Source organism: Paenibacillus sp. 01T443 (genome assembly GCF_056398325.1).
This window is the reverse complement of sequence record NZ_JBFTPE010000010.1, coordinates 280,622-304,596: the sequence shown is the minus strand read 5'-3', so window position 1 is coordinate 304,596 and position 23,975 is coordinate 280,622. Positions and strand designations below refer to the sequence as shown.

General features: G+C 44.9%; 18 protein-coding genes. 14 read left to right on the top strand and 4 right to left on the bottom strand.

Going from position 1 to position 23,975, the window contains the following annotated elements:
• Positions 1-19: 19 nt before the first annotated feature.
• The 7 genes from AC1DLI_RS20910 to AC1DLI_RS20880 all read left to right on the top strand — a co-directional run bounded on the left by AC1DLI_RS20910 (position 20) and on the right by AC1DLI_RS20880 (position 10,786).
• Positions 20-685: a PspA/IM30 family protein gene (locus AC1DLI_RS20910; protein ID WP_477606024.1), complete on the top strand. Its 666-nt coding sequence runs from the start codon at positions 20-22 to the stop codon at positions 683-685.
• Positions 686-889: 204 nt separating this feature from the next.
• Complete coding sequence (locus AC1DLI_RS20905) at positions 890-1,783, top strand: ABC transporter permease (RefSeq protein WP_308999900.1); 894 nt, start codon at positions 890-892, stop codon at positions 1,781-1,783.
• A complete protein-coding gene (locus tag AC1DLI_RS20900; RefSeq protein ID WP_477606021.1) occupies positions 1,784-2,683 on the top strand; it encodes a carbohydrate ABC transporter permease in 900 nt (299 codons plus the stop codon).
• A gap of 73 nt (positions 2,684-2,756) precedes the next feature.
• Positions 2,757-4,454 carry a type 2 periplasmic-binding domain-containing protein gene (locus tag AC1DLI_RS20895; RefSeq protein WP_477606019.1) on the top strand — a complete coding sequence of 566 codons (1,698 nt, stop codon included), beginning with the start codon at positions 2,757-2,759 and terminating at the stop codon, positions 4,452-4,454.
• A gap of 99 nt (positions 4,455-4,553) precedes the next feature.
• Positions 4,554-6,341 carry a cache domain-containing sensor histidine kinase gene (locus AC1DLI_RS20890; protein ID WP_477606017.1) on the top strand — a complete coding sequence of 596 codons (1,788 nt, stop codon included), beginning with the start codon at positions 4,554-4,556 and terminating at the stop codon, positions 6,339-6,341.
• Positions 6,338-7,939, top strand: coding sequence for a response regulator (locus tag AC1DLI_RS20885; RefSeq protein WP_477606015.1), 1,602 nt, complete (start codon positions 6,338-6,340; stop codon positions 7,937-7,939). Before AC1DLI_RS20890 ends, AC1DLI_RS20885 begins: the two co-directional genes overlap by 4 nt.
• Positions 7,940-7,975: 36 nt before the next feature.
• A complete protein-coding gene (locus AC1DLI_RS20880; RefSeq protein WP_477606013.1) occupies positions 7,976-10,786 on the top strand; it encodes a glycoside hydrolase family 2 protein in 2,811 nt (936 codons plus the stop codon).
• Positions 10,787-10,926: 140 nt separating this feature from the next.
• Here the strand turns inward: AC1DLI_RS20880 and AC1DLI_RS20875 are convergent, their stop codons facing one another.
• A complete protein-coding gene (locus AC1DLI_RS20875; RefSeq protein ID WP_477606011.1) occupies positions 10,927-11,955 on the bottom strand; it encodes a LacI family DNA-binding transcriptional regulator in 1,029 nt (342 codons plus the stop codon).
• Positions 11,956-12,231: 276 nt separating this feature from the next.
• Here AC1DLI_RS20875 and AC1DLI_RS20870 point away from each other — a divergent pair, with 276 nt between their 5' ends.
• The 5 genes from AC1DLI_RS20870 to AC1DLI_RS20850 are packed head-to-tail and all read left to right on the top strand — an operon-like array spanning position 12,232 to position 17,343.
• A complete protein-coding gene (locus tag AC1DLI_RS20870; protein WP_477606009.1) occupies positions 12,232-13,551 on the top strand; it encodes an ABC transporter substrate-binding protein in 1,320 nt (439 codons plus the stop codon).
• Between the two features lie 12 nt (positions 13,552-13,563).
• Positions 13,564-14,439, top strand: a complete 876-nt coding sequence (locus AC1DLI_RS20865; RefSeq protein WP_477606007.1) for a carbohydrate ABC transporter permease — start codon at positions 13,564-13,566, stop codon at positions 14,437-14,439.
• The gene (locus AC1DLI_RS20860; protein WP_477606005.1) at positions 14,426-15,265 is read left to right on the top strand and encodes a carbohydrate ABC transporter permease; all 840 of its coding nucleotides are present in this window, start codon (positions 14,426-14,428) and stop codon (positions 15,263-15,265) included. Before AC1DLI_RS20865 ends, AC1DLI_RS20860 begins: the two co-directional genes overlap by 14 nt.
• 27 nt (positions 15,266-15,292) lie before the next feature.
• On the top strand, positions 15,293-16,246 hold the full coding sequence (locus tag AC1DLI_RS20855) for an MTP-1 family protein (RefSeq protein WP_477606003.1): 954 nt from the start codon (positions 15,293-15,295) through the stop codon (positions 16,244-16,246).
• A 32-nt stretch (positions 16,247-16,278) separates the two neighbouring features.
• A complete protein-coding gene (locus tag AC1DLI_RS20850) occupies positions 16,279-17,343 on the top strand; it encodes a BtaManbiosPhlase (protein WP_477606001.1) in 1,065 nt (354 codons plus the stop codon).
• 130 nt (positions 17,344-17,473) lie between these two features.
• Here AC1DLI_RS20850 and AC1DLI_RS20845 read toward each other — a convergent pair whose 3' ends face one another.
• Positions 17,474-18,022, bottom strand: a complete 549-nt coding sequence (locus AC1DLI_RS20845) for a TetR/AcrR family transcriptional regulator (RefSeq protein ID WP_477605999.1) — start codon at positions 18,020-18,022, stop codon at positions 17,474-17,476.
• 336 nt (positions 18,023-18,358) lie between these two features.
• Between AC1DLI_RS20845 and AC1DLI_RS20840 the strand changes: the two genes are divergently transcribed.
• On the top strand, positions 18,359-18,760 hold the full coding sequence (locus tag AC1DLI_RS20840; protein ID WP_477605997.1) for a MerR family transcriptional regulator: 402 nt from the start codon (positions 18,359-18,361) through the stop codon (positions 18,758-18,760).
• Between the two features lie 722 nt (positions 18,761-19,482).
• Here AC1DLI_RS20840 and AC1DLI_RS20835 read toward each other — a convergent pair.
• A complete protein-coding gene (locus tag AC1DLI_RS20835; protein ID WP_477605995.1) occupies positions 19,483-21,393 on the bottom strand; it encodes a PAS domain S-box protein in 1,911 nt (636 codons plus the stop codon).
• 241 nt (positions 21,394-21,634) lie between these two features.
• On the opposite strand from AC1DLI_RS20835, the gene AC1DLI_RS20830 reads away from it, so the two are divergent.
• A complete protein-coding gene (locus AC1DLI_RS20830; protein ID WP_477605993.1) occupies positions 21,635-22,273 on the top strand; it encodes a TVP38/TMEM64 family protein in 639 nt (212 codons plus the stop codon).
• Between the two features lie 107 nt (positions 22,274-22,380).
• Here AC1DLI_RS20830 and AC1DLI_RS20825 read toward each other — a convergent pair whose 3' ends face one another.
• Positions 22,381-23,973, bottom strand: coding sequence for a response regulator transcription factor (locus AC1DLI_RS20825; protein WP_477605991.1), 1,593 nt, complete (start codon positions 23,971-23,973; stop codon positions 22,381-22,383).
• Between the last annotated feature and the right edge of the window lie 2 nt (positions 23,974-23,975).

The window sequence follows — 23,975 nt, the reverse complement described above, 5'->3', positions numbered from 1 at the left end:
TATCTAGGAGGAGAAGAATATGGGAGTTTTCAGAAGAGTAAAGGAAATAGTGGCCGCGGACGTGCATAGGCTGCTGGATAAGTGCGAGGATCCGGTTAGCATGGCCCAGCTTTATCTGCGCCAGATTGAGGAGCAGATCGAGAAGTCGAACGATGCGCTTACCGGTCAGCTCGTTGCGGAGCAAGAAACGATTTTGCTTATTGAACACACCTCGCAAATTGTCGCGAAACGAATGCGCCAAGCGGAATTGGCGGTGGACCGGGAAGAGGAGCGCATTGCAGAAATAGCACTTACGGACAAGCTGCAGCATGAGAAGCTGATGCAAGCCTACGGACAGAATCTGGATGCTATCCGCAATCATATCAGTACGTTGAAGCAGGAGATTGTACGTCTGAAGGAATTGCATCGTGATCTGCAGGGCCGTCTGTACTTCCTTGCTTCAAGAGCCAAAGCCGCACGGGCAATCGAAGGCGCAGCCTCCTTTCCAGCCTATCGGACCGATAAAGTCATTCGCGGATTCGAACGTCTGGAAGAGAACGTACGCCGGTTGGAGGCCGGAGCCTCGGCGAAGCAATGGGCAGCGTCACCGCAATATAACGAGCTGGATCGGATTGACCGGAATGAGGAGATTCAGGCGGAGCTGATGCGGATTAAAGCCGCGCGGGTTGAGAAGCATACCGGATAATCGATCAGATTTGTACCAAGAAAGCCCTAGTTTACTAGGGCTTTTTTTGTGTTCCATTTCCTAATGGATTAATGCGGATTGGGCTAACTTGAATAACCGAATGAAGATAAATGCAAATCATTACGATGAAAATCCAATCATCGTTATATAGTTTACACTTTTGAATCCCCTTACAATGAATAGTATAAGGAGGGACGCGACATCATGTTAGCAAGCCTATACAAATATCGTTGGCAATATGTAATGATTTTTCCGGCCGTTTTACTTTTGTTTTTATTCAATTATATTCCTATGGCAGGCATCCAAATCGCATTTCGAGATTTTCAGATCGGGTCATCGATTTGGGACAGCACATGGGTGGGGTTGGAGAACTTTTCATTTTTGCAGGAATCGCAATTTTGGATCGTCGTTAAGAACACGCTGTTTATTTCAGTATTGAAATTTATATTCGGTTTTCCAGCGCCTATAATACTGGCCATAATGATTAATGAATTGGTTCATTCTGGCTTTAAAAGGTTCGTACAGTCCGTGAGCTATCTGCCGCATTTCTTCTCTTGGATTGTCGTAGCTTACATTTTGCAATCATTTCTAACGCTGGATGGCGGTTTGGCTAACGACATGATTACCAAAATGGGCGGAGAGCCAATATTTTTCCTTGGATCAGAGGCGTGGTTCCGGCCTATGGTTATTTCTAGCGGTCTGTGGAAAGAAGTAGGCTGGAATACGATTTTGTATCTTGCAGCCATTTCGGCTATTGATCCGCAGTTGTATGAAGCTGCTAAAGTGGAAGGCGCGGGGAAGTGGGCTCAAATTCGGCATGTCACGCTGCCTGGCATTATGCCGACAGTATCCATTGTTCTTATCCTCAGCATCCCGAGTTTAATCGCTGTAGGCATGGATCAGATTTATCCGCTTATGAATCCGGCGAATATGCAAGTGGCGGATGTTCTGGATACATATGTCCTTCGAAGCGGGCTTCAACAGGGGTATTTTGGAATGGCTACCGCAATTGGACTGCTCTCTTCACTTATTAGCCTTGTTCTAGTCGTACTCACAAACCAGGTATCCAGAAAACTGAATGGCGAGGGGTTATGGTAATTGAAGAAACGTTCAACTGGGGAAATACTCTCCCAAAGCATCCTTGTCTTTTTAATGCTGCTGCTTTGTTTATCCGTGCTCTATCCGTTCGCCTACATGCTGTCGATTTCGTTGAACGAGGGGACAGATGCAGCGAAGGGCGGGGTATATTTATGGCCAAGAGCGTTTACGTTCATAAATTATGAAATCGTGCTGGGAAATGAAGTGATTCAGCATGCTTATCTTATTACGATTGCGCGGACCGTTCTCGGCACGATAGCTGGACTTCTAGTCACGTTAATGGTTGCTTTCGGCCTATCTTATCAACGGGTTCCGTTTCGGAAGTCGATTCTCAGCTATATTCTAATCACCATGCTCTTTAACGGCGGACTTGTGCCACTATATATTCAGTTATATAACATGGGTCTGATTAATAATTTTTTGGTCTATATTATCCCGGGCTTATTCTCTGCGTGGAATATGTTCGTTATGCTGAAGTTTATTCAAGGCATTCCAGAAGCGCTGATTGAGTCGGCCGAGCTGGATGGCGCAGGGCCATTCCGAATTCTCATTCAGATCATCGTTCCGTTGTCGAAGCCAATGCTGGCTGCTATTGGTTTATTCACAGCTGTCGGGCATTGGAATGATTGGTTCGCCGGAGCATTCTACGTCACCGAGCAAGATTTAATCCCTGTCCAAACTTTCCTCCAGCAGCTGCTTTCAGCACAGGATATGTCTGCCATATTAGGTTCGAATTCGAATCAGGAAGCACTGGCAAGGGGATCGCAAATGCAAAATGTAACTTTGATGTCAATCAAAATGGCAACCGTAATGGTAAGCGCGATTCCGATCCTATGTGTGTACCCATTCCTCCAGAAGTATTTTGTAAAGGGTGTACTCATCGGCTCGGTTAAAGGATAATAGCCAACCATTTGAGGGTATTAAGATTAACCACATACCAAGGTAAATGAAACTAAAAGGGGAGAAAAAAGGAATGAAGAAGGGTAATTGGCTCAGAAATAGCGGCCTTGCAGCATTGGCGATCATCATATTACTTACGACTGCCGTTGGATGTTCGGATTCGAATTCATCGAAGAACAATACGAAGGGCGCTGCAGAAGAGACAGACAATGGAGATGCAGCAAAGGGTTCGGAAAAGTTTAATTTGTGGTTAGGATGGTCCGCAACAATCAACAATGATAGCCTTGTTCAAAAATATTGGAAAGAAGAAGAACCGGGCATCGAAGTAGAACTTGAAGCTACGCAGGGTGACGCGGTAACTGCGCTTAACCTGAAGCTGAATACTGGCGGATTTAAAGATGCAGCCGTATTTGGCCGCAGCGAAATCGTTAAAGCAGCCATGATCCGATCCAAGAAGGTCATTTCGGTAGAGCAATATTTCGAAATGCCGGATAAGTATCCCAGCCTAGCAGCCATTCCAAAAGAATATTTGGAAGAGATGAAGGATGCTGATGGCCATATTTGGTCGATACCCACCTGGTTTGATCAAAATCCGGATAACCCGTGGCCGGGCTGGGCTTCGCAAACCTGGCTCGTTCGTACGGACGTGTTGGAGAAAGCAGGCATGACCGTTGCAGATTTGGCTACCTTAGAAGGCGTAGAAGCGTATCTGAAGAAAGCGGCAGAGCAGAAAGACGATTCCGGCAAGCCATTGCTGCCGCTTAGTTTCCTGATGGATCCTAACGACACAGCAAGCTGGAATGATGAAAACGCGGTTCTAAGCACGTTTGGCGTAACAACAGGCGGCGGAATCATTCCGGCCGAGCAGAAAGGTGACGAGCTTGTTCTCTTGTACGACGATCCGCAGTATAAAGCAGCCTATCAATGGATGAACAAGATGTATCGTTCTAATTTGGTTGATCCCGAGGTTGTAACCGACAAGAAAGAACGTTACAAAGAGAAAAACAAAGCTGGACGAGTAGCGATGAATGTGGGGAGTTTCTTTAATGTGGACCCAACACTATGGGAACAACTGGACGGACCGACGGAGCCGGGCTGGTTCTATCAAGTCGTACCTTTCCCTAAAGTGCAAGGCGTGGATAAGCTTGGAGCGAATACCGTAATTAATCCTTATCCCGGTTATGATGTATACATCAGTAAGGACTCCAAAAATATTGAATCGATTATGAAGTTTCTAGACTACACCTTGAAGCCAAATGCGGAACAACAAAATGTCATTAATGAAGGTCCGGAAGGCAAGTTCTGGGGCTGGATTGACCAGCCGCTGGGTCAATGGAAATACATTGACGCAGAGTACGAAAAAGCACGCAATTCGGGAGAGCCTGCACAAAAAGCAAAAGTAACGCCTGAATTATATATGATTTCTTCCTATAATAATGACTGGTATCCATGGTGGAACTACGGCCAAAGCGACAAGGCTGGAAGCAAGAAAACGGCAGAATTTACCGAAGCAGTTGGCCAAATGGGCGGTGTGCGCAGTACGGAACCCCATGATCTCGTGAAGGCTAAAGCAGGCGGTCTGCTGGAGAAATACTTGCCCGAGCTGGAAAATATCCGTAAGGAATACCGCGCGAAGCTCATCATGTCCACGAGCGACGAGCAATTCGAATCCACTTGGCAGGCATTCCGCGATGCACTGGAAAAACGAAGCCACTGGAGCGAAGTCAAGCAAGAATGGTTTGAGCAATATGATGCATTAATCAAAGAATAAGGCGAATGATAACTGCCGAAGGAGCAACCGCTGCAATGCGGTTGCTCCCTTTTCCATTGCGCGTATAATGAGTAGAATGATGGGAAGGAGGGGATTATATTGCGCTTACGCCGCAGACTTGAACGTATCGTTATCCGTTTTACAAGCAGCATGAACCTCCGACGAAAGGTATTGATTCTTTACGTCGCCATTATTTTTATTCCTACGATACTGCTTGGAGTTGCTGCTGGTTATCTTGCATTGGAAAGCTTCCGCGCGAATTATTTGGTTACGATTAATGAAGCCATGCGCCAAACGGTGCAGAATATAGAATTTCGCAAACAGAGCTACGATGTGCTTGCTATAAGGACGGCTACAGACGGAGAACTTATATCAAGGTTAAGTCGGGATTATTCGAATATGTTTGAGCAATTAAATACGGTGGAGTATGTTGATCGGTCTTTCGTATTCACGAGTAAATATTTGCCGGGCATTGACGATTTTCGAATCTATCATACCAATCCAATGCTTGTACAGGACGGACGGCTGCTTTGGAAATCTGAAGAGCGTATGTTACTGCCGGGTTTGAGCGAAACGGAATGGTTTGCGAAAGCAAAGCAGGCCGCCCGTTCGTTAAGCTGGAGCAACGTTAATAAGGACAAACTCGTCATTTCTCATAAAATCAGTGCTCCTTCAGGCAACTTACTAGGAATCATATATATGCCGCTCGATTATAAGACGGTTTTTGGGAAGTTATTTGACCGTCCATTCAGCGGTTCCGGCGAATTATCGATTATTGACGAGAGCGGCAATATTATCGTTTCTTCTGATCCTAAGAAAATCGGTTTAACGGTTCAAACCACCTCTTTATCGGAGAATTTAGAAGAGGCAAGCGTAACCGGCGGCCTTATGGTAGATGGAAATCTGTTCATGGTGAAGCCCATTGATTCGAAATGGCAGGTAGCCGCGGTTATTCATATGGATCAGTTGGAAAAGCAGTCCAAGACGATCTTATATGGCATCATTTTAGTCGTTTTCTTTTTTCTATTATTTTCAACCTTTTTGATGATGACCGTTCTCAAAAACGTCGTCTGGCGAATTCGTAAGCTCGGCACTCGAATGTATGATGTAAGTCAAGGCCAGTTCGATGTCAGCATAAGGAATACGGAAAAGGATGAACTAGGCGAGCTCGAAATCTTATTTAATTCGATGTCCGGTCGCTTAGGCAAGCTTGTTGAGGATATTACGCAAGCGAATCTCAAGGAACGTGAGCAATCATTCAAAGCTTTGCAGGCGCAAATCAATCCGCATTTTATTTACAATTCGTTAAGCTTGCTTAGATGGCGGGCGCTCGATTTACAGGATGAGACGCAGCTTAAGACGATTGATGCTTTAACTGCTTTTTACCGATTGGCATTAGATAACAAAATTAATGTGACGCAAATTCAGGGTGAACTTGAGCATGTAAAGGCTTATCTGGATATTCAGGAGATGCGCTATCCAGGCAGAGTAAGAATAGAGTGGAATATCGATCAGGGTTTACTGAATCTATATACGATTAAGCTACTTTTGCAGCCCATTGTGGAAAATTGTTATTTGCATGGCAACATTACAGGAAGGAAAGAAGCTGTCATTCGAATATCTGTTGAAATGAAATACGAAAACGTCAGGCTCGAAGTATACGACAACGGCAGAGGCATTCCTGGCGAAGTGCTGGAACAAATACGATCAGGAAATCGGGTAGGGAACGGAAACGGGTTTGGAACTGCGAATATTCGAGAGCGGCTCCAGCTGTACTTTGAGGATCGACATGAATTTACAATTGAGAGCAAAGAAAATGAATGGACGGCGGTTAGTATCAGTATCCCGGCATGTGTACAAAGGCCACAGATCAGGAAGGATGTGTGACGTTGTTAAAAGCATTAATCGTTGATGATGAACCCTCTCATATTCAAGGGCTGGTTCGTTATATTAAATGGGAAGAGCTCGGATACGATGTTCCTTCCACGGCAGAGTCGGGACAAGAGGCACTGGATCTAATGGATAAATTCGAGTTCGACGTGCTTATTTCTGATGTTTCAATGCCCGTAATGACCGGGATTGATCTTGTTGCTGAGTGCAAAGCAACTCGTCCTCAGCTTCAGGTTCTTATGATTAGCGGTTATAACGAATTTGAATTTGTTCAGGAAGCGATGAATGTCGGGGCTCAAGCTTACGTACTAAAGCCTATAAAAGTAGAAGAAGTAGAAAGTAAATTAACCGGATTTCGGACGACATTAGAAAAGATGGAGCAAATGAAAAATCAAACGCTTGAGCTGCAGAAGAAAGTAACGGGCAGCCTTGACGTCGTTAGAGAGCGTTTTGTGACGGATGTAATTGAAGAAGGTGGAGTTAATCCTGAGATGCTGCATTCATGGGGACGCCTGCTCGGACTTCCTATGAACCATCAAGAAATCGGTTTAATTGTGTTCGGTTTCGATGACTACCATTCTTCAGGACAGGAAGCAAGAGAGCGTGTTGTTATTGGAGCAGGGCTCTTGAAAGCGGTTAATATTGGCCTTAGTGAATATAAACAAGTATTTGTTGCCAAAATCGGTGCGGATGAGGTTGCAGCGCTGCACATTGATTTAATTCCAAGTGAACGTGCTGCTATTGATAAGCAGCTGACATTCGTGCAAAGCGTCATGCAGGAGCAGTACGGGACAACGGTCACCATCGGCATTAGCAGGGTATGTGCATCCTGGGAAGAGGTTCCGTCGCTATACAAGGAAGCTAAATTCATGATAGCCAGATCCCGGCTGGTAGAAGACGGCCAAATCTCGCATTACGATCACCTGGATGAGTCGGAGTATCAACAATTTCGACTGCGTGAAGAGGTGATACCCGAAATTATACAGCTAACAGAAACCTCATCGGATTCCCATAAGGTTGTCGCTTACGTAAACAATGTATTTGATTTGCTGTTGTCGCAGCCATCGATGCATTTTACCTATATCCAAGCGTTTGGCATGGCGATACTGAGTGAGCTGGCCCGCAAGCAGAAATGGAACAGCGATTTGGGCGGAGAAATGAATCTGCAAATGTGGCAAAAGCTTATCCACTGCAGAAACGAAACGCAAATCCGAGACACGGTACTCGATTATATTCACCGCTACATGGCCATTGAAACAAAGGGTGAGGCGAGCCAGCGGCATAATTTAATCGGTAAGGTTATCGAGTATATGGAAAATCACTTCCAGGAGCATGTCACCGTCAAGCAAATAGCAGGAATCTATCATCTGAATGCCAGTTACCTAAGTGTGCTTTTCAAAAAAGAAATGGGCAAAACCATCTCAGACTTTTTACAGGAAACGCGGATGAATAAAGCGAAGGAGCTTCTGCGCGATCCGAGTATCAAGGTATATGAGGTATCCGAACAAGTCGGGTTCCAAACTCCTGCTTATTTTGCATATTTGTTCAAGAAGACAACGGGATATACGCCGCAAGAATTTAGAGACTATTATTAACGACAATTTGTAATCCAATAACGGAGGTTATCAGACATGATTAGGGAGTCCATTGCAGGGACGTGGAGATTTAGTTTGGATGATGCGAAGCAAGGAATTATCCAAGAATTTTTTAATAGCAAACTATCGGATGTGATTCAACTGCCGGGTACGACGGCTGAGAACAAAAAAGGCAATTATAACTCGGCACGGGAGATTGCACATCTAACGGAAACCTACCCTCTATTCGGCTATGCCTGGTATCAAAGGGAGATAGAGATAAAAGGAGCATGGACCGGTAAACAAATCCGGCTGTATATGGAGCGGACAAGAGTGTCGCAGGTTTGGATCGGCGAGGATTGGAAGGGAATTCAGAATAGTGTAAGTACCCCTCATGTTTATGAGCTAGGTCCCATGGATGCTGGAACTTATACTCTGACGGTTTTGGTCGACAACAGCGGGTTGCCTGTTAAAGGCGGACATATGACATCTCCGGATACGCAAACGAACTGGAACGGTTTGCTTGGGAAAATTGAAATTCAGGTCGCAGAGGCAGTCCGCATGGAGAACATTCAGGCCTATCCAGACGTCGCAAAAAAGTCCGTTCGACTAAAGTTTCAGTTAATTAATGATACTGCGGATTATGCGGATGCCAAAGTTACCATTTCGCAGCCGGATCATACAAAGCTAAACGAGGCAGGAGCATCGTTTGCCGAAAAAACGTTTCAGATCCGTTCGATACCGGGCAGTCAAAAGGTGGAGCTGGATTATGCCCTGGGTGAAGATGCGGCATTATGGGATGAGTTCACGCCTATCCTGCATCATTTACAACTGACACTTGAAACGAGCACAGCCGGAACGGGAGACCGGGACGATCAGACGGTTAGCTTCGGTATGCGTGAATTTGGAACCGCAGGAACGCAGTTTACGAACAATGGGCGTAAAGTTTTTTTGAGGGGAAAACATGATGCGTTAACATTTCCTTTGACGGGCTATTCACCAATGACGTTGGAAGAGTGGGTGAAGGTATTATCGGTTGCCAAGTCCTATGGTATTAACCATTACCGCTTTCATACCTGCTGCCCTCCCGAAGCCGGATTTATGGCAGCCGACCTGTTAGGCATTTATTTTGAACCGGAGCTGCCCTATTGGGGAGCGTTTCAGGATCCGGAAGATGAAGGTTATGATGAGGCGATGGCCGAATATTTGCGTAATGAAGGATTGCGTATTTTAAATGCTTACGGAAATCACCCTTCGTTTGCCTTGTTTACCCTTGGCAATGAGCTGCATGGCAGCCGCAAAGCGATGTCTAGTCTCCTGAACGAGTATAGGGAACAAGATAATAGGCGCTTATATGCCGAAGGGGCAAACAACTATTTCTGGGCACCGTCTTTCTCGGATGATTCTGATTTTTGGGTAACGATGCGAACAGGCCATGGAGACTCGATTATACGCGCTTCATTCTCCCACGCTGACTTGCCGCTAGGGCATGTACAGGCGTACTATCCGTCTACGCTAACGGATTACAGGGATAATCTGCCGGAAATTAACGTACCTACGATAAGTCATGAAATCGGACAATATCAATCCTTTCCTAATTTCCAAGAGATAGACAAGTATACTGGTGTCCTGCAAGCACGGAATTTCGAAGTGTTTAGTGAAAGGCTTCACAGCATGGGAATGCTTGATCAAGCGGATGATTTCTTCCGGGCATCCGGACAGCTCGCCGTTATTTGTTACCGCGAAGAAATCGAGGCTGCCTTGCGGACGCCGGGCTTTGGCGGCTTCCAGCTGCTTGATTTGCAGGACTTCCCTGGTCAAGGCACAGCCTTAGTTGGAATCCTGGACGCATTTATGGAATCAAAAGGTTTTATTGAGCCGGAGCAATGGCGTGAGTTTTGCTCAGAGATTGTATTGCTGGCCCGTTTCCCACGATATACGTACGCTTCAAATGAACGATTTAAAGCGCAGCTGGAGATGGCTAATTTTGGCCCAAGAGATCTTTCTGCAGTAAAGCTTGCATGGTCAATCAAACAGGGTGACCTTGTAATCGGAGCTGGGGAAACCGAGTCAATGGATGTACAGCAAGGCGTTCTCAAGATTATGGGTACGATTGAAATTGATCTGTCTGAGGCCAAGGTTCCTGGCAAGTTGTCGCTAGAGCTCAAATGGAAAGGCACCGAAATCGTAAATCATTATCCAATTTGGGTGTACCCGGAAAATGTCGTGACGCAGCCATCGAATCACGTTTATTTGCGTCAATCGTTCGATCAAGAGGTTTACAGCCTATTAGATGCTGGCGGCCGCGTACTATTGCTTCCTAAGCAGGAGGAGCTATCTTCTCATATTAAAGGAGCATTCGCTTCCGATTTCTGGTGTTATCCGATGTTCCGCTCCATTTGTGAAGGAAAACACGCTGAGCCGGCACCCGGAACACTTGGAATTCTATGTGATGAACAGCATCCTGCTTTTCATTCATTCCCGACTGAATTTCACAGCAATTGGCAGTGGTGGCCAATTGTCATGAATTCGCATTCCCTTATTCTTGATGATTTGCCGGAGAACTTCCGTCCTATCGTGCAAGTCATTGACAACTTTGAACGAAACCATAAGCTCGCTCTTATTTTTGAAGCTAAAGTCGGTGAGGGCAGTCTGTTTGTATGCTCAAGCGATCTCTTAGGGCAGCAGGATAAACCGGAAGTACGGCAGCTGCTTCATAGCTTACTTAACTATGCCGCTTCAGAGGATTTCAAGCCACACGACGAGTTGAGCATAGAACAAGTCTGCAGCATCTTAGACCCTAATGCTCAAACAAAACGGGCAGCGGCTCGTGGACAAGCTGTAATTAATCCTTCATACCCTAACTAGCAGCTTTGGAAAACGCTGCATTTGCAAACGAAAAACCGTCAGGATGAACTTCCCTGACGGTTTTGTGTATTTCAGCCTGCAAATCCACCTAATCGATTACAAATAACAGAATATCTAAAATGAGCATTATCGATCCGTCCTTATTCCTTCGGCCGGCCTGTGGATTCCCTCACAACCAGCTTGGTAGGCAGATGCAGCTCAGTGTAAGGCTGTGTCGGATCGTATATACGCTCCATGAGCCGTTCAACTGCTTTGGCGGCGAACAGTTTTAAGTCAACATCGATCGTTGTGGATGGTGGTGTTGAAATTTGAGATAAATAGCCATTATCGAAACTGACAATGGATACTTCTTCCGGTACTTTCATACCAAGTTGCTGCACGGCGGAGGTTATGAAAAACCCTAATCCGTCATTCACACAAAACCAGGCAGTAGGCTGGCTCTCTAAGCTTTTTGTGTATTCGTGAATAAATGTACTGTCTTCAACCGCCCGTGAGCAAACCCACATCTCCTTGACGGCCAACCCAAACGCCTGCATCGCCACCCGATATCCGTCCAACCGTTCCTGATAACTGGGCGAGAACTGGGTATCTCCTACAAAACCGATATCCCGGTGTCCAAGTTCAACCAAATGCCTAATCGCTTCATAAGAACCAAAACGGTTATTTGTTAGAATACAGTCCACTTGCAGATCTGGATGATGATGATCGATCATTACGGCTGGAATACCTGTTTTCAATAGCATTTCCGTATATTCCGTCGTTATGTGCGACAAGATAATCAAACCATCCACCGATCGGTTCTCTAGGAATGGGAATAGTTTGCGTTCAGCAATTGCAGTACGGTCGACGGATTGAATAAGCAGCTCATATCCCCGCTGTTTGGCTTCTTTCTCAATGCTTAAGTAAATTTCTCCGAAAAATCCGCGCATACTAAATGCGAAGTCGGATGCAATGAGCGCTAATGTCCCGGTTTGTTTAGATGTTTCTTGGGATCCAAAAGATGTTTTCTTATTTTTCGGATAGATATATCCCAATTCTTGCGCTTTATTCATGACTAGATTACGCGTTTCTTCACTGACGCCATCCTTGCCTGATAGTGCTTGAGAAACGGAGTTTTTCGATAGCTTGAGCTCATCGGCTATTTGCTGCATCGTTACTTTTGGTTTCATACCGTAACATCCTTTCCCGCCTCAAGGATGCAGACGGACTTTATATGATTTATTGTAACGTTACAAATTAAATAAGTAAACATAAGCCCATCTTGTAAGCAAGTATTTGCATGATTTATTCACTTGACTTTGCGTTACAAAAAGTTAATAATAAGTGACAAGACAGTTACAAATACTGTTTAGTAATTATTTTTGTAATTCTTTGTAATGTTGTTTGTATAGTCAGTACCGCTTGGCACAACAGATTTCCCCAACATCCAAGGAGGGTATTTACAAATGAAAAAGCTGGTATCCACACTACTCGTTACCGTTATTGCAAGCTCCATGCTGGCAGCTTGCGCGAAAAGCAGTGATAATGCCGATAATGGCAACGCTGCCAACGTAACGACCATCGAATTTTGGGCTGCTCCGAATCCAACGCAGCAGGCATATTGGAAAGAAATTGCCGCTGAGTACACAAAAGAGAACCCATCGGTCAAAATCAATGTAAGCCCAATTAAAGAGTCGCCAAGCTCAGAAGCGAGCATTCAGGCGGCAATCGCAGGGAAGAGCGCACCGACGATCTCGGAAAATATTAACCGCGGTTTTGCCGCTCAGTTGGCGAACAGTAAGGCGCTCGTTCCACTCGAGTCGCTGCCTGGTTTCGAAGATATCGTAAAGAACCGAAATATGTCTGCAACGCTTGAACCTTGGAAATTTGCTGACGGTCACCAATACGTACTGCCGATTTATTCGAACCCTATGCTGTTCGGCTGGCGCATTGATATTTTGAAAGAAGCGGGTATCGATACATTGCCGAAAACCTACAGCGAGATGATCGATGTGGCTAAGAAGTTGAAAGCAAAGTATCCGGATAAATTCGTCTGGGCGAAGCCAGACCTTGCAGATCCAACTTTCTGGAAGCGTTGGTTCGATTTCTATATGCTGTATGATGCGGCTTCTAACGGCAACAAACTGGTAGATGGAAGTAAATTTATCGGGGATGACAAGGCCGGAATTGAAGTGCTCACTTTCGTGGATAACCTTCGCAAAGAAAAAGGGATATTGACGCAAACCGTAACGGATCCTTTTGAGAATGGCGTAGGTGTCTTCACTGACTTAGGTCCATGGACATTCAGCATGTGGGCCGAGAAATATCCTAACATGAAAATAGACGAGACGTTTGCATTGACCATGCCGCCTGTACCGGATGGCGCGGATCCAGCTGCAAGCAAAACATTTGCCGATACGAAAGGTCTTGTGATCTTCGCCCAGGCAACAGAAGCTGAGCAGAAAGCAGCGGTTGAATTCATTAAATGGGTTTATTCCGATACGAAAAACGATGTGAAATGGTTTGAGCAAACAAAGCTGCCGCCAGCACGTGACGATTTGACGAGCAATGATTCGTTTAAATCTATTTTGGAAGCTAATCCTGAATTGAAGCCTTACGCGGAGAATGTACCGAATGCGATTCCTCCGATGGATAATGCAAAGTATGTCGACCTGCAGACGATGATTGGCCAAGAAGCTTTCAATAAAGTCGTACGGGGCGAGATCGAACCTTCAGAAGCATGGGCGAACATGAAAAATGCCATTGAAGGCGCCCTTCAAAAGTAGGGAGATAAAAATATGGACAAACAAAACAATCGGTTGGGTTGGTTATTTACTAGCCCATACCTTATTTATTCGCTAATTTTTTTCTTCGGACCACTTTTGTGGTCCTTCTACCTATCCTTTACAGATTGGGATCTCATCGCGCCGGAATATAATTTCATTGGCTTCGATAACTTCATTGAAGCGTTTAAATCACCGGCCGTACATGCCTCATTCTGGGTGACATACAAGTTTATGATGGTCTTTGTTCCGCTTGTTACGGTGCTTGCTTTGAGTGTTGCAGTTGTCGTTCACGGCTTACCGCGATTGAAAAGCCTGTTTCTGATTGGATTTTTCTTGCCTTACTTATCATCGGGTGTTGTTTCATCCCTTATCGTGAAAGGGTTGCTTTCATATACGAGCCCTCTTAATACCACGCTTCGCAAGCTGGGCATCAACATCGATTGGCTCGGCACGCCCATGTCAGCATTGTTCGTCGTCGGACTAATCTTGGCGTGGAAATTTACAGGATATTATGCATTGATTCTAACGTCGGGCTTATCGAGTATCGATAAGGAAGTTTATGAGGCGGCAGCGATAGATGGCGTAACAGATAATCAGCGCTTCTGGCGTATCACGCTTCCACTACTGTACCCGGCTTTTTATACAACACTGATTTTATCGTTTGGCGTAACGTTCGGTATTTTCACGGAAGTGTATCAGTTGACTGGGGGCGGGCCGAACTTCGGAACGAACACTTGGCAAATGGAGATTTTTAATCAAGCATTTAAAAATCTTGAAGCCGGCTATGCGTCAGCTGTAGCATTGCTAGCCTCAATAACTACATTTATCTCGATCTTCATCATAAGAAAATTACTGGAAATGTGGGGGAAACGCAATGGTTGGGTCTAAACGCAACACAACAAGCCGCCGGGCGTTTCGTTACGGCATTGCAGTAATTCTATTGCTCGTCATGGTGTATCCGTATTTGTATATGATATTACACTCCTTTGCGGATTGGAGCGAGGTCGACCGTAAAGCGATACCTAGTTCCTTCTCATTAAAATCATACAGTTGGCTGATTTCTGGCGGTGAAACCGGAACGCCACGACCATGGCTGAACGCATTTTTCAATAGTGTCATCGTCTCGGTCAGCTCTACGGCTTTAATGATGTTAAGTGGCGTGATGGTTGCCTACGCCTTAGCAAAACTCAATTTCCGCGGCCGGGATACGATCAATAATTTCGTGCTGTTCCATATGTTTTTCCCTGCGATTATTTTGCTCATTCCGACGTTTCTCGTCGTGCAGCGCGTCGGTTTATACGACACTTACATGGGGATGATCATACCGAAGGCGGTCAGCTTGTGGGCCATCTTTATGTACACGAATTTCTTCAAAGCGGTTCCTTCTACGTTCATCGAAGCTGCTAGGCTGGATGGAGCCAGTGATTTCAAAATTATGTACAAAGTGATGCTGCCTATGTCCCGTTCGATAACAACAATCATCTTCCTCTTCCTGCTCATGGAACGGTGGACGGAGCTGCTGTGGGACATGATTATCGTGAACAGTGACGATAAGCTTACTTTAAATGTTTTGTTGTCGCAGATGTTTGGACCTTACGCTACTTATCCAGGTCCGCTATACGCAGCATCGGTGCTGCTGACGTTGCCGATAATCATTTTGTTCATTATTTTCGGTAAGAAGTTCCAGGAAGGTATGCAATTCAACTTAAAATAAGCAAAACAAGTAAAAGGAGAAAACGGTATGGATCTTATCAAAACCGATGTTATAACATGCGATGAGCTGCTTCGGTCCTATAATAAGTCGGGTGCAACGCCCCGTGATGCGCAAAAATTGATATTTAATGGAATTGGGGTAGACGGAAAGGACGTTTACAATATTTCCGCCCCATTCTTGGATGAAGGTGTACTGGTCATTGCAGGAAGGGTGGAATCTCGCGACAGCGAGCATTCTGACATTATGTTCTTTGTTGAACAGGACGGCGTCTGGGTACAGCGCGAAGATGCGCCGGTATTCCAACTGCAGGATCCTTTCTTTACCCGCATCGCTGGAGAACTCGTGCTGGGAGGCGTGGAAATATTCCCGAATCCTGACAATGCTCATGTAATGAAATGGCGGACAGTGTTCTACAAAGGCGAGCGTATCAATACATTAAAGAACTACTTCAAAGGGCCGGACGGAATGAAAGATATTCGTCTCGTTGAGCTTGCAGACTCGTCGATCGGCGTCTTTACCCGCCCTCAAGGGGACAAGGGCGGCCGCGGCAAGATCGGCTTCGTACGGATAGGGTCATTAAATGAATTGAGCACGGAACTTATCGATGAGGCTCCTTTGCTCGAAGGACAATTCACTGACGACGAGTGGGGCGGCGCGAACGAAGCGCACCTGCTTAAGAACGGTTTGGTCGGCGTCCTTGGGCATATTGCATGCTACGATGGCAGCTTTGACCGTCACTACTATCCGATGGTATTTGCATTCGATCCGGCGGACGGCACGTTCTCTGATATTGAGCTGATAGCCGTACGGGACGCATTCCTGCCAGGACCTTCGAAACGCCCAGATTTGATAGATGTAGTATTCAGCGGCGGTTTAGTGCGGAATATTGAAGGCGGTACTGCAGTGCTTTACGCCGGAATAAGCGATGCTGAGGCGCAGAAGCTGACCATTGATGATCCTTTCGTCAAATTCGAAAATTAAATGTTTGAAAAAAGGGAGTTATAGAATCCGTTATGAATGTTTATCGTTATGAAGAAAATCCGTTGATTACTCCTGCTGATGTCAAGCCACACCGTGATCAGTTCGAAGTGATTGGTGCTTTTAATGCAGGCATCGCGGCTTACGGTGATGAAGTCATCATGCTGCTTCGCGTGGCGGAGCGGCCGATTAGCCCGGATCCAAATGTCGTGCTTGCGCCTGTATTCAATATCGAGAAGAAGGATCTTGATCTAATCGAGCTGCGACTCGACGACGAGCGATACGACTTCTCTGATCCGCGAGTCATTCGGAATAAATCGCAGAGCGCTACTTTCGAATATTTAACATCAATTTCGTATTTGCGGATTGCCCGCAGCAAGGACGGACATCATTTTACAGTAGATGAGAAGCCTTTTCTCTATCCATCGCATAATCTGGAGACGTTCGGAATCGAAGATCCACGGATCACCCAAATTGGCGACACGTATTACATTTACTACTCAGCTGTCAGCCCAGTAGGCGTTGGTGAGTCGATGGTGTCGACGACCGACTTTGTGAATGTGACATATCATGGTATGATTTTTGGGCCGGATAACAAAGATGTTCTCATTTTCCCAGAGAAAGTGAATGGAAAATATTACGCATTACACCGTCCGACGACAAAGAGCACGGGAAATCCTGAGATGTGGATCGCAGAGTCAGACAATCTGCTATATTGGGGAAATCACAAGCATTTGATCGGATTGCGACAAGGAATGTGGGACGGTGGCCGTATGGGCGGCGGCTGTGTGCCGATTAAGACCGACCGCGGCTGGCTGGAGCTGTACCATGGTGCAACAGCGGAGCATCGGTATTGCATGGGCGCTGTGCTGTTAGATCTGAACGATCCGTCCAAGGTTCTCGCCCGATCTGAAAATCCGATTTTAGAACCAGTAGCCGAGTATGAGAAAAAGGGCTTTTTCGGCGACGTCGTTTTTGCCTGTGGCGCTCTCGTTGAAGGTGATATCGTGAAGATGTACTACGGTGTCGCGGATACGTCTATGGCTGGCTGTGAACTTAGTCTTCGTGCTATTCTTGACAGCCTGGTTCCAGTCGAGTAATCTCAATAATTCAAAAACCTCCCAGACTTCGGTTCGGGAGGTTTTTTTCTATATTAGCAAAATAGAAAAAATAATGGCCGTATAAGGTGGTAGTATAAACTATTATTCGTCGTTAAATGCTAGTGTTATTCTAATTGCAATTTCTCTCTAACAATGTCCCCAATTGTTCTGCTAAAGTTTGATGGGGAATTGGCTTGTCGTTTGTAAACCACCATTCCACTACCCCTACGTAGGCCGTTGCAACAAACCTAACGGTAAGATCTTGACTTAAGCCCTGGTTTTTTCCTTTGGTCACATCCACCTCATCCCTAAACTCTTCGAGAAGAAAGTCGAGGAACCGAGTCCGAAAATAAGGGGCTCCTTTACTCGCTAACATCATCGAGAAGAACGAATAATTGTGTTCAAAGTATTCGGTCCATATCAGTGACCCGCTTATAAAGTCCATGTCAGCTGCGGCTTCGCACCTTTCTCGAAGTTCATTGATATGGGATTCGATGAGCTTATCTAGTAAATCGTACTTATCCATATAATGAAGATAAATTGTTCCCCGGCTGACATTTGCCCTGTCGGAAAGATCTTGGATCGTAATATCATCAAACTTTTTTTCAGCCATCAATTCAAGAACCGCTTTTTTTAACGCTTCTTGTGTTTTGAGTATTCGTCTATCCACTTTAGTCATTGGAGGTTCACCGTACTTTCTGAAAATAATAAACAATGATGAAGCATTTGTTCACTAATTAACAAATCGCTCTAAATTAGCAATTGCATGCGTTCTGTATCTGTTTAAAATTATAGACAGAAGTTTAGTAATACATCAATGTTTAATTGTAGTAGGGATTAGAATAGAATTGTATTAAAAGTGAGACCTAAATACAACCCATGTACAACCTGGACAGGTCAATTTTAATAGATTTCCTATTGACTTGGAGTTAACTCCAGACTGTAAAATCTTCTATGTAGCTTTATCCAACACGGCTCCAAGCACAATACTATCGGAAAACAGGAGGTGAACGGCATGTTGATGACGATTACTGAAGTAAGCGAAAAATTTGAGCTTTCACAGGATACACTCCGTTATTATGAACGCATCGGACTGATTCCTCCTGTAAACCGCAACAAAAGCGGAATCAGGAAGTATACGGAAGAAGACTGTAAGTGGGTCGATTTTATCAAATGTATGCGACAAAGCGCAGGTCTTCCTGTAGAAGTATTGATTGAGTATGTCGGACTGTTTCAACAGGGCGATGAAACCAATGAGGCAAGAAAAGAGCTCTTAGTCGAGCAGCGTATGCAGCTCAATACCAGAATCGAAGAGATGAAGAAAACGTTGGAACGTCTGGATAATAAAATTGATAGATATGAACAGACCATAATGAAAAAAGAAAAAACACTAACAAGAACGGCGGATTCGGTTTGAGGGTTTGGGAACCATTACGAGAACCGGTTTTTATTACCGCACCAAAGTATGTTTCAACAAAGGCGTACGGTTCGCTCGCTCTCGCCCCGATCAAGTAACATTTTAGTTCCCACGGTTATATCGCACACGAATTGCGAGCAATCCAGCTGCATTGCAGTTTGTGCAACGTAGACCCTCAGTAAGAGTGAGTAACTAAACTACGTTGTAGTTTGTACAACGTAGACCCTCAGTAAGAGTGAGTAACTAAGCTACGTTGTAGTTTGTGCAACGTAGACCCTCAGAGCGAGCGAGTATCTAAGCTACGTTGTAGTTTGTACAACGTAGACCCTCAGAGCGAGCAAGTATCTAAGCTACGTTGTAGTTTGTACAACGTAGACCCTCAGTAAGAGCGAGCAACCCAGCTGCATTGCAGTTTCTGCAACGTAGACCCTCAGAGCGAGCGAGTATCTAAGCTACGTTGTAGTTTGTGCAATAGAATCCCCGGCTTCGGGCTCATTTCGGCGTTGAAGGCTGTTTCTGTTGTATTTTCTGCAGTGTAGCCTATACGGATGAGTGTTATGTAAGCTTTCTATTGTACTTTCTGCAATGGAATTTTCAGAACCCCTTGATTATGGAATGACATCATCGTAATCTTATTAGCAATCAGTGGTTCTTTGATCAGACTCATGTAAACGACAAGCAGAAGGCTCGGGTAAACATACCCGAGCCTTCATCTTTGAAAGTTAGTTGTTACTGCTGCTGAGATATTGGGTTAGCAGTTTAATAATGACATCTCTTCTTACAGGTTTGCTGATGTAATCGTCCATCCCTGCCTCCAGACATTTTTCCCGATCACCCTTCAGGGCATTTGCGGTTATTGCGATAATTGGCGGCGTCTTTTTTGGATGAAGTGTTTTTTTGATGGCTCTGGCAGCGTCTACTCCATTCATTACCGGCATATGGAGATCCATAAGGATTAAATCAAAGTGGTTATGAACAGCGGCGTCGACCGCATGCATTCCGTTCTCAACAATCGTTACGGAATGTCCGAGGCTCTCAATCATTTTGGTAAGCACCAATTGATTGGTTGGGTTATCTTCCGCTAACAGGATCTTCGCATGCTGATTACTGTCTATCAACGGATTTAAAGCGATGCGATGCTGATCCCTGGCTTGCGTTCCGTACCTAACCTGGAACGTAAAGGTAGCACCGCTCTTGCCGTCGCTTTCCGCAAGAATCTCACCGCCCATAAGATCAACAATTCTTTTGCTAATGGCAAGACCCAGTCCTGTTCCTTCGTGCTTCCGGGTCATAAAATGATCGAGTTGGGTAAAGGGTTCAAAGATATCACCTAACTTCTCCGGAGGGATTCCGATTCCGGTGTCTGTTATGGTAAATGCGAGAAAGGGAGTCTGAAAATCCTTGATTACTTTTCTAACGGACACCGAGACAGAGCCATTTGGTGTGAACTTCACAGCATTACCGACCAGATTGAGAAGGACCTGCTTGAGCCGATCCGAATCTGCATAGATGAATTCAGGTACATCGTGCCCGATCGTATAGGTTAATTCCAGGTTCTTTACAACAGCTTTTGGGGAGACAACCGCAAAGGTGTCTCTAATACAGTTGCGAAGCTCAAAAGTCTTTTCTTGTAATTCGCTCTTTCCTGCTTCGATTTTAGACAGGTCCAGGATGTCGTTAATGATGCCAAGAAGCGTATCTCCGCTTGTTCGAATAATCTCAACGTAGCTCCGCTGCTCTTCATCCAAGTCGGTCGTCTCGAGTAATAAATCCGTCATCCCGATTACACCGTTCATCGGGGTTCGGATTTCATGGCTCATCATGGCCAAAAACTCGCTTTTAGCTTTGTTGGTATTTTCCGCTGTTTCCTTGGCGATGAGTAACTGCTTTTGTTCCGTAATATCTTTGCATATCAAGTAAAAGCCGATGTTTTGCCTGTTCACGAAAATAGGAGCGATACTGGTAAGCACTTCGACCGTTTCGCCTCCCTTGATCATCAAAAAGGTAATATCTTGTTCTACCGTGTTATCGTGCAGCGCATCCTCGATAATCCTGGTGACATTGGCTTGACCGATTAAGTATGCGAGTTTCATACCGATTAATTCGGATTGGACGTTATAGCGCGTAAGCTTTTCGGCCATGTTGTTGGCGTTAATAATTCTGCCTTGCAGGTTTAGCGAGATGACGGCATCATGATTATACTTTTTGAGAGAAGTATATCGTTCTACCGATTCTTGCAGCTTCTGCTCCGATTCTTTTTGACTAGAAATATCACTGAGTTGTAAGAGATAGTACAGCGGTTCGCCGGCTTCGTCCCTGAAAGCCCGGATGGATAAGTGAGCCCACAGGATTTTGCCGTGCTTACCGATGATCCGATTCTCGATCTGTATTTCTGAGTTTACGTCCCAAAATAAATGTTTAACATCTTCGATTCCCTGGATGGTATCTTCGGGATGGGATAGCTGGCCAAATTTAAGGTTAAGACATTCCTTTTCGGAGTAACCTAAAATTTTAGTGACAGCAGGATTCACAGCGAGGATAGATCCATCAACTGCTACAAGAGCAATTCCAAAGGAAGCATACTTAAATACCTGTTCATTAAAAGAATGAGGGTCTAGATTAACTCGATGCACGGTTGGCCTCCATATGTTTTTTTATTTGGCTTATTTTTTTGTCCAACGTGAGAGCGCTTTATTCTTTCGCCATTCTAGGATTGGATAATGTATGTAACCATATTAATTAACCATTTCACTAAAAATTGAAACAGAATCTGCTTCATAAACTCTTTTTTTTTTTCAGTATTCTGATAGATGTCGTGATTGTATAAACTATTATCCATAATTTAATGATAGAGTTAGGAGGATTGCAGGCTCTGTGGAAAGGAACGTGGGTTTGAAAATGATCAAATGGATTATTGCATCCCTTAACATCGTTGTTATGGTAGTCATCTTTTTGAATATGGATGTATTAATCAATTGGATAGATGCGAAAGAGAATAATGACTTCATCGTTGTCTTTGTTCTTGTTATTTTGTTAGCCGCTGTACCAGGCATTCCGTTTGGATTAGTTGGTGGACTGATTGGAGCGAAGTATGGTTTATTATGGGGCAGCGTGATGAACATAACCGCCTCAACGCTGGCTGCTGCGTTCGTTTACTTCTTATTCCGTTATCTGCTGAACAGCCTGGGAACGGCATTAGTTAAGAGAAATACCTCATTTCGACGTATGCATGAATTCATCAAACACCATACATTCTGGGCGCTGCTCATTGCACGTATTATTCCTGTTATGCCTGCGGCGCTTATCAATTCGTATGCAGGCGTGTTTGGCTTGCCCTTTAAAATATTTATACTGTCGACACTCCTTGGAAAAATTCCCGTTATGCTCGTATTTGCTTATGTTGGGTCCAATATGCGTTCGGGCTCCACGGCATGGATGGTTGTCGTTGTTATTTATTCTCTATTTTTGCTTATGGTTTATGCAGTGTATCAATTATATTACATAAGAAAATAAATGAAGGACCTAAAGCGGTACAAAGACCCATGCAATTAAAAATAAGCCCGGATGTGATCAATCACCTTGATCATTCCGGGCTTTGCTTTTCATATACCGCTCATCAATCAAGCTTTACCGATCTTCCTGTACTCCACAGGCGTACAACCGATTTCCTGTTTGAAAAGCTTAATAAAATAGGAGTAATTCGCGTAGCCGATTTTGGCAGCAATGGCATTCACGGATAACGGAGTGGTTTCGAGCAAATGCTTGGCAACCTTGATACGGGCTTGAATAATATAGTTTCCTAATGAGATTCCCGTTTCTTTCTTAAATAACCTTGCCAAATAATCCGGATTGAGATAGACGATTTCCGCAAGGCTGGTTCTTGTCAGCTCATCGCCGCAATGGGTGCGGATATGATGCTTTATTTCTTCGACAACGGACTTCGGCTGTTCCGTGAAATCCCGGTATTCCGTTGCGGTGTTTACCAAATACCGCAAATATTTCTCCATGTCCTCGATCGAGTTCAAGGATTGCATAAACAATTGGTCGTTGGTTCTACCCGTATACATTTTGTGCGCCTGTATCTCTTTGCTTCTGAGATAAGCGTATACCAGCTGAACCATATCGAGCCGGAACAAGCTGAGTACAGAGGCATTCAGCATCTGCGTGTGCGCGATCGATTGCAAATATTTATTCGTTTCCTCAAGAAAAGCAAGCGGTTTGTTTTGCTCGAGCAGCTCTTCCAGAAGCGACAAATTCGGCGGTGTATAAAAGGCTTCCTGCTGCTGGTAATGCTCCAGCAAAAAGGTCTGATTGCGGTAGTTGATAATCTTCTCATTCATGCTGAGCAGGTCTTTCATCACCTGATGGATGTCCCCAAGCTTTCCTGCGGCCGCAATATTGCAGCATGCATCGCATTTGAGGTATTTATTCGCTCTTTGAATGAAGGTTGCGCAAATGCCTTCGACGATACCGGAGTCCGGATTGTCACGCCATTTCAGGATGGCGATCCAATTGTATTCCTTGAATTCCAATATGGCTTCGACCGTAAAACGGGCGTCCTGGAACAATTCATGCATAACGTTCAGCAGCGCAAAATCGAACAGGTCCTTATCTTTTTTTCCCAGGCTTTCCTCGTATGGGAATATATGAATATGCAAAGGCAACATGATATCCGCTAATCCATAAGAAAGATTTTGCTCCGCTATCAAATTCGAAATGTTCGCGGGGTTGGCGTAGGAGGTTTTCCCCGATATGAGTTTACGCCAAAAATGCTCGTGAACGTTTTTCTGATTTTTTTTCCAGTAGTAGCCTTCCTTAATTGCTTTGGCATGATCTTGCTGTTCATTGGCTTTTACGACCGCTTTCTGGATAATGAGCGACAGCTTGTCGAACTCGATCGGTTTTAAGAAATAGTCAAAGCTCTGCAGTTCAATCGCTTTCTGTGCGTAGTTGAAGTCGGCGTAATTGGTCAGGAATATGGTTTGTATGTCGTACTGCTCCTCCCTGATCCAAGCGAGCAGCTCCAGACCGCTACCCTGCGGCATCTCGATATCGCATATTAAAATTTGGATCTTATTCTGCCTCAGCTGCTCCTGCGCTTGGGCGATGTTAAAAGCAGTATAGACTTGCTCGATCGACAACGCTTGCCAATTAATCTTCTTCTCCAGAGCGGTTACGACAAAGTAGTCGTCATCTACAAGCAGTACGTTCATTA

Coding starts and splice junctions, on each gene's coding strand:
- AC1DLI_RS20910 (WP_477606024.1), top strand. CDS start 20: ATGGGAGTTTTCAGAAGAGTAAAGGAAATAGTGGCCGCGGACGTGCAT.
- AC1DLI_RS20905 (WP_308999900.1), top strand. CDS start 890: ATGTTAGCAAGCCTATACAAATATCGTTGGCAATATGTAATGATTTTT.
- AC1DLI_RS20895 (WP_477606019.1), top strand. CDS start 2,757: ATGAAGAAGGGTAATTGGCTCAGAAATAGCGGCCTTGCAGCATTGGCG.
- AC1DLI_RS20880 (WP_477606013.1), top strand. CDS start 7,976: ATGATTAGGGAGTCCATTGCAGGGACGTGGAGATTTAGTTTGGATGAT.
- AC1DLI_RS20875 (WP_477606011.1), bottom strand. CDS start 11,955: ATGAAACCAAAAGTAACGATGCAGCAAATAGCCGATGAGCTCAAGCTA.
- AC1DLI_RS20870 (WP_477606009.1), top strand. CDS start 12,232: ATGAAAAAGCTGGTATCCACACTACTCGTTACCGTTATTGCAAGCTCC.
- AC1DLI_RS20865 (WP_477606007.1), top strand. CDS start 13,564: ATGGACAAACAAAACAATCGGTTGGGTTGGTTATTTACTAGCCCATAC.
- AC1DLI_RS20860 (WP_477606005.1), top strand. CDS start 14,426: ATGGTTGGGTCTAAACGCAACACAACAAGCCGCCGGGCGTTTCGTTAC.
- AC1DLI_RS20855 (WP_477606003.1), top strand. CDS start 15,293: ATGGATCTTATCAAAACCGATGTTATAACATGCGATGAGCTGCTTCGG.
- AC1DLI_RS20850 (WP_477606001.1), top strand. CDS start 16,279: ATGAATGTTTATCGTTATGAAGAAAATCCGTTGATTACTCCTGCTGAT.
- AC1DLI_RS20845 (WP_477605999.1), bottom strand. CDS start 18,022: ATGACTAAAGTGGATAGACGAATACTCAAAACACAAGAAGCGTTAAAA.
- AC1DLI_RS20840 (WP_477605997.1), top strand. CDS start 18,359: ATGTTGATGACGATTACTGAAGTAAGCGAAAAATTTGAGCTTTCACAG.
- AC1DLI_RS20825 (WP_477605991.1), bottom strand. CDS start 23,973: ATGAACGTACTGCTTGTAGATGACGACTACTTTGTCGTAACCGCTCTG.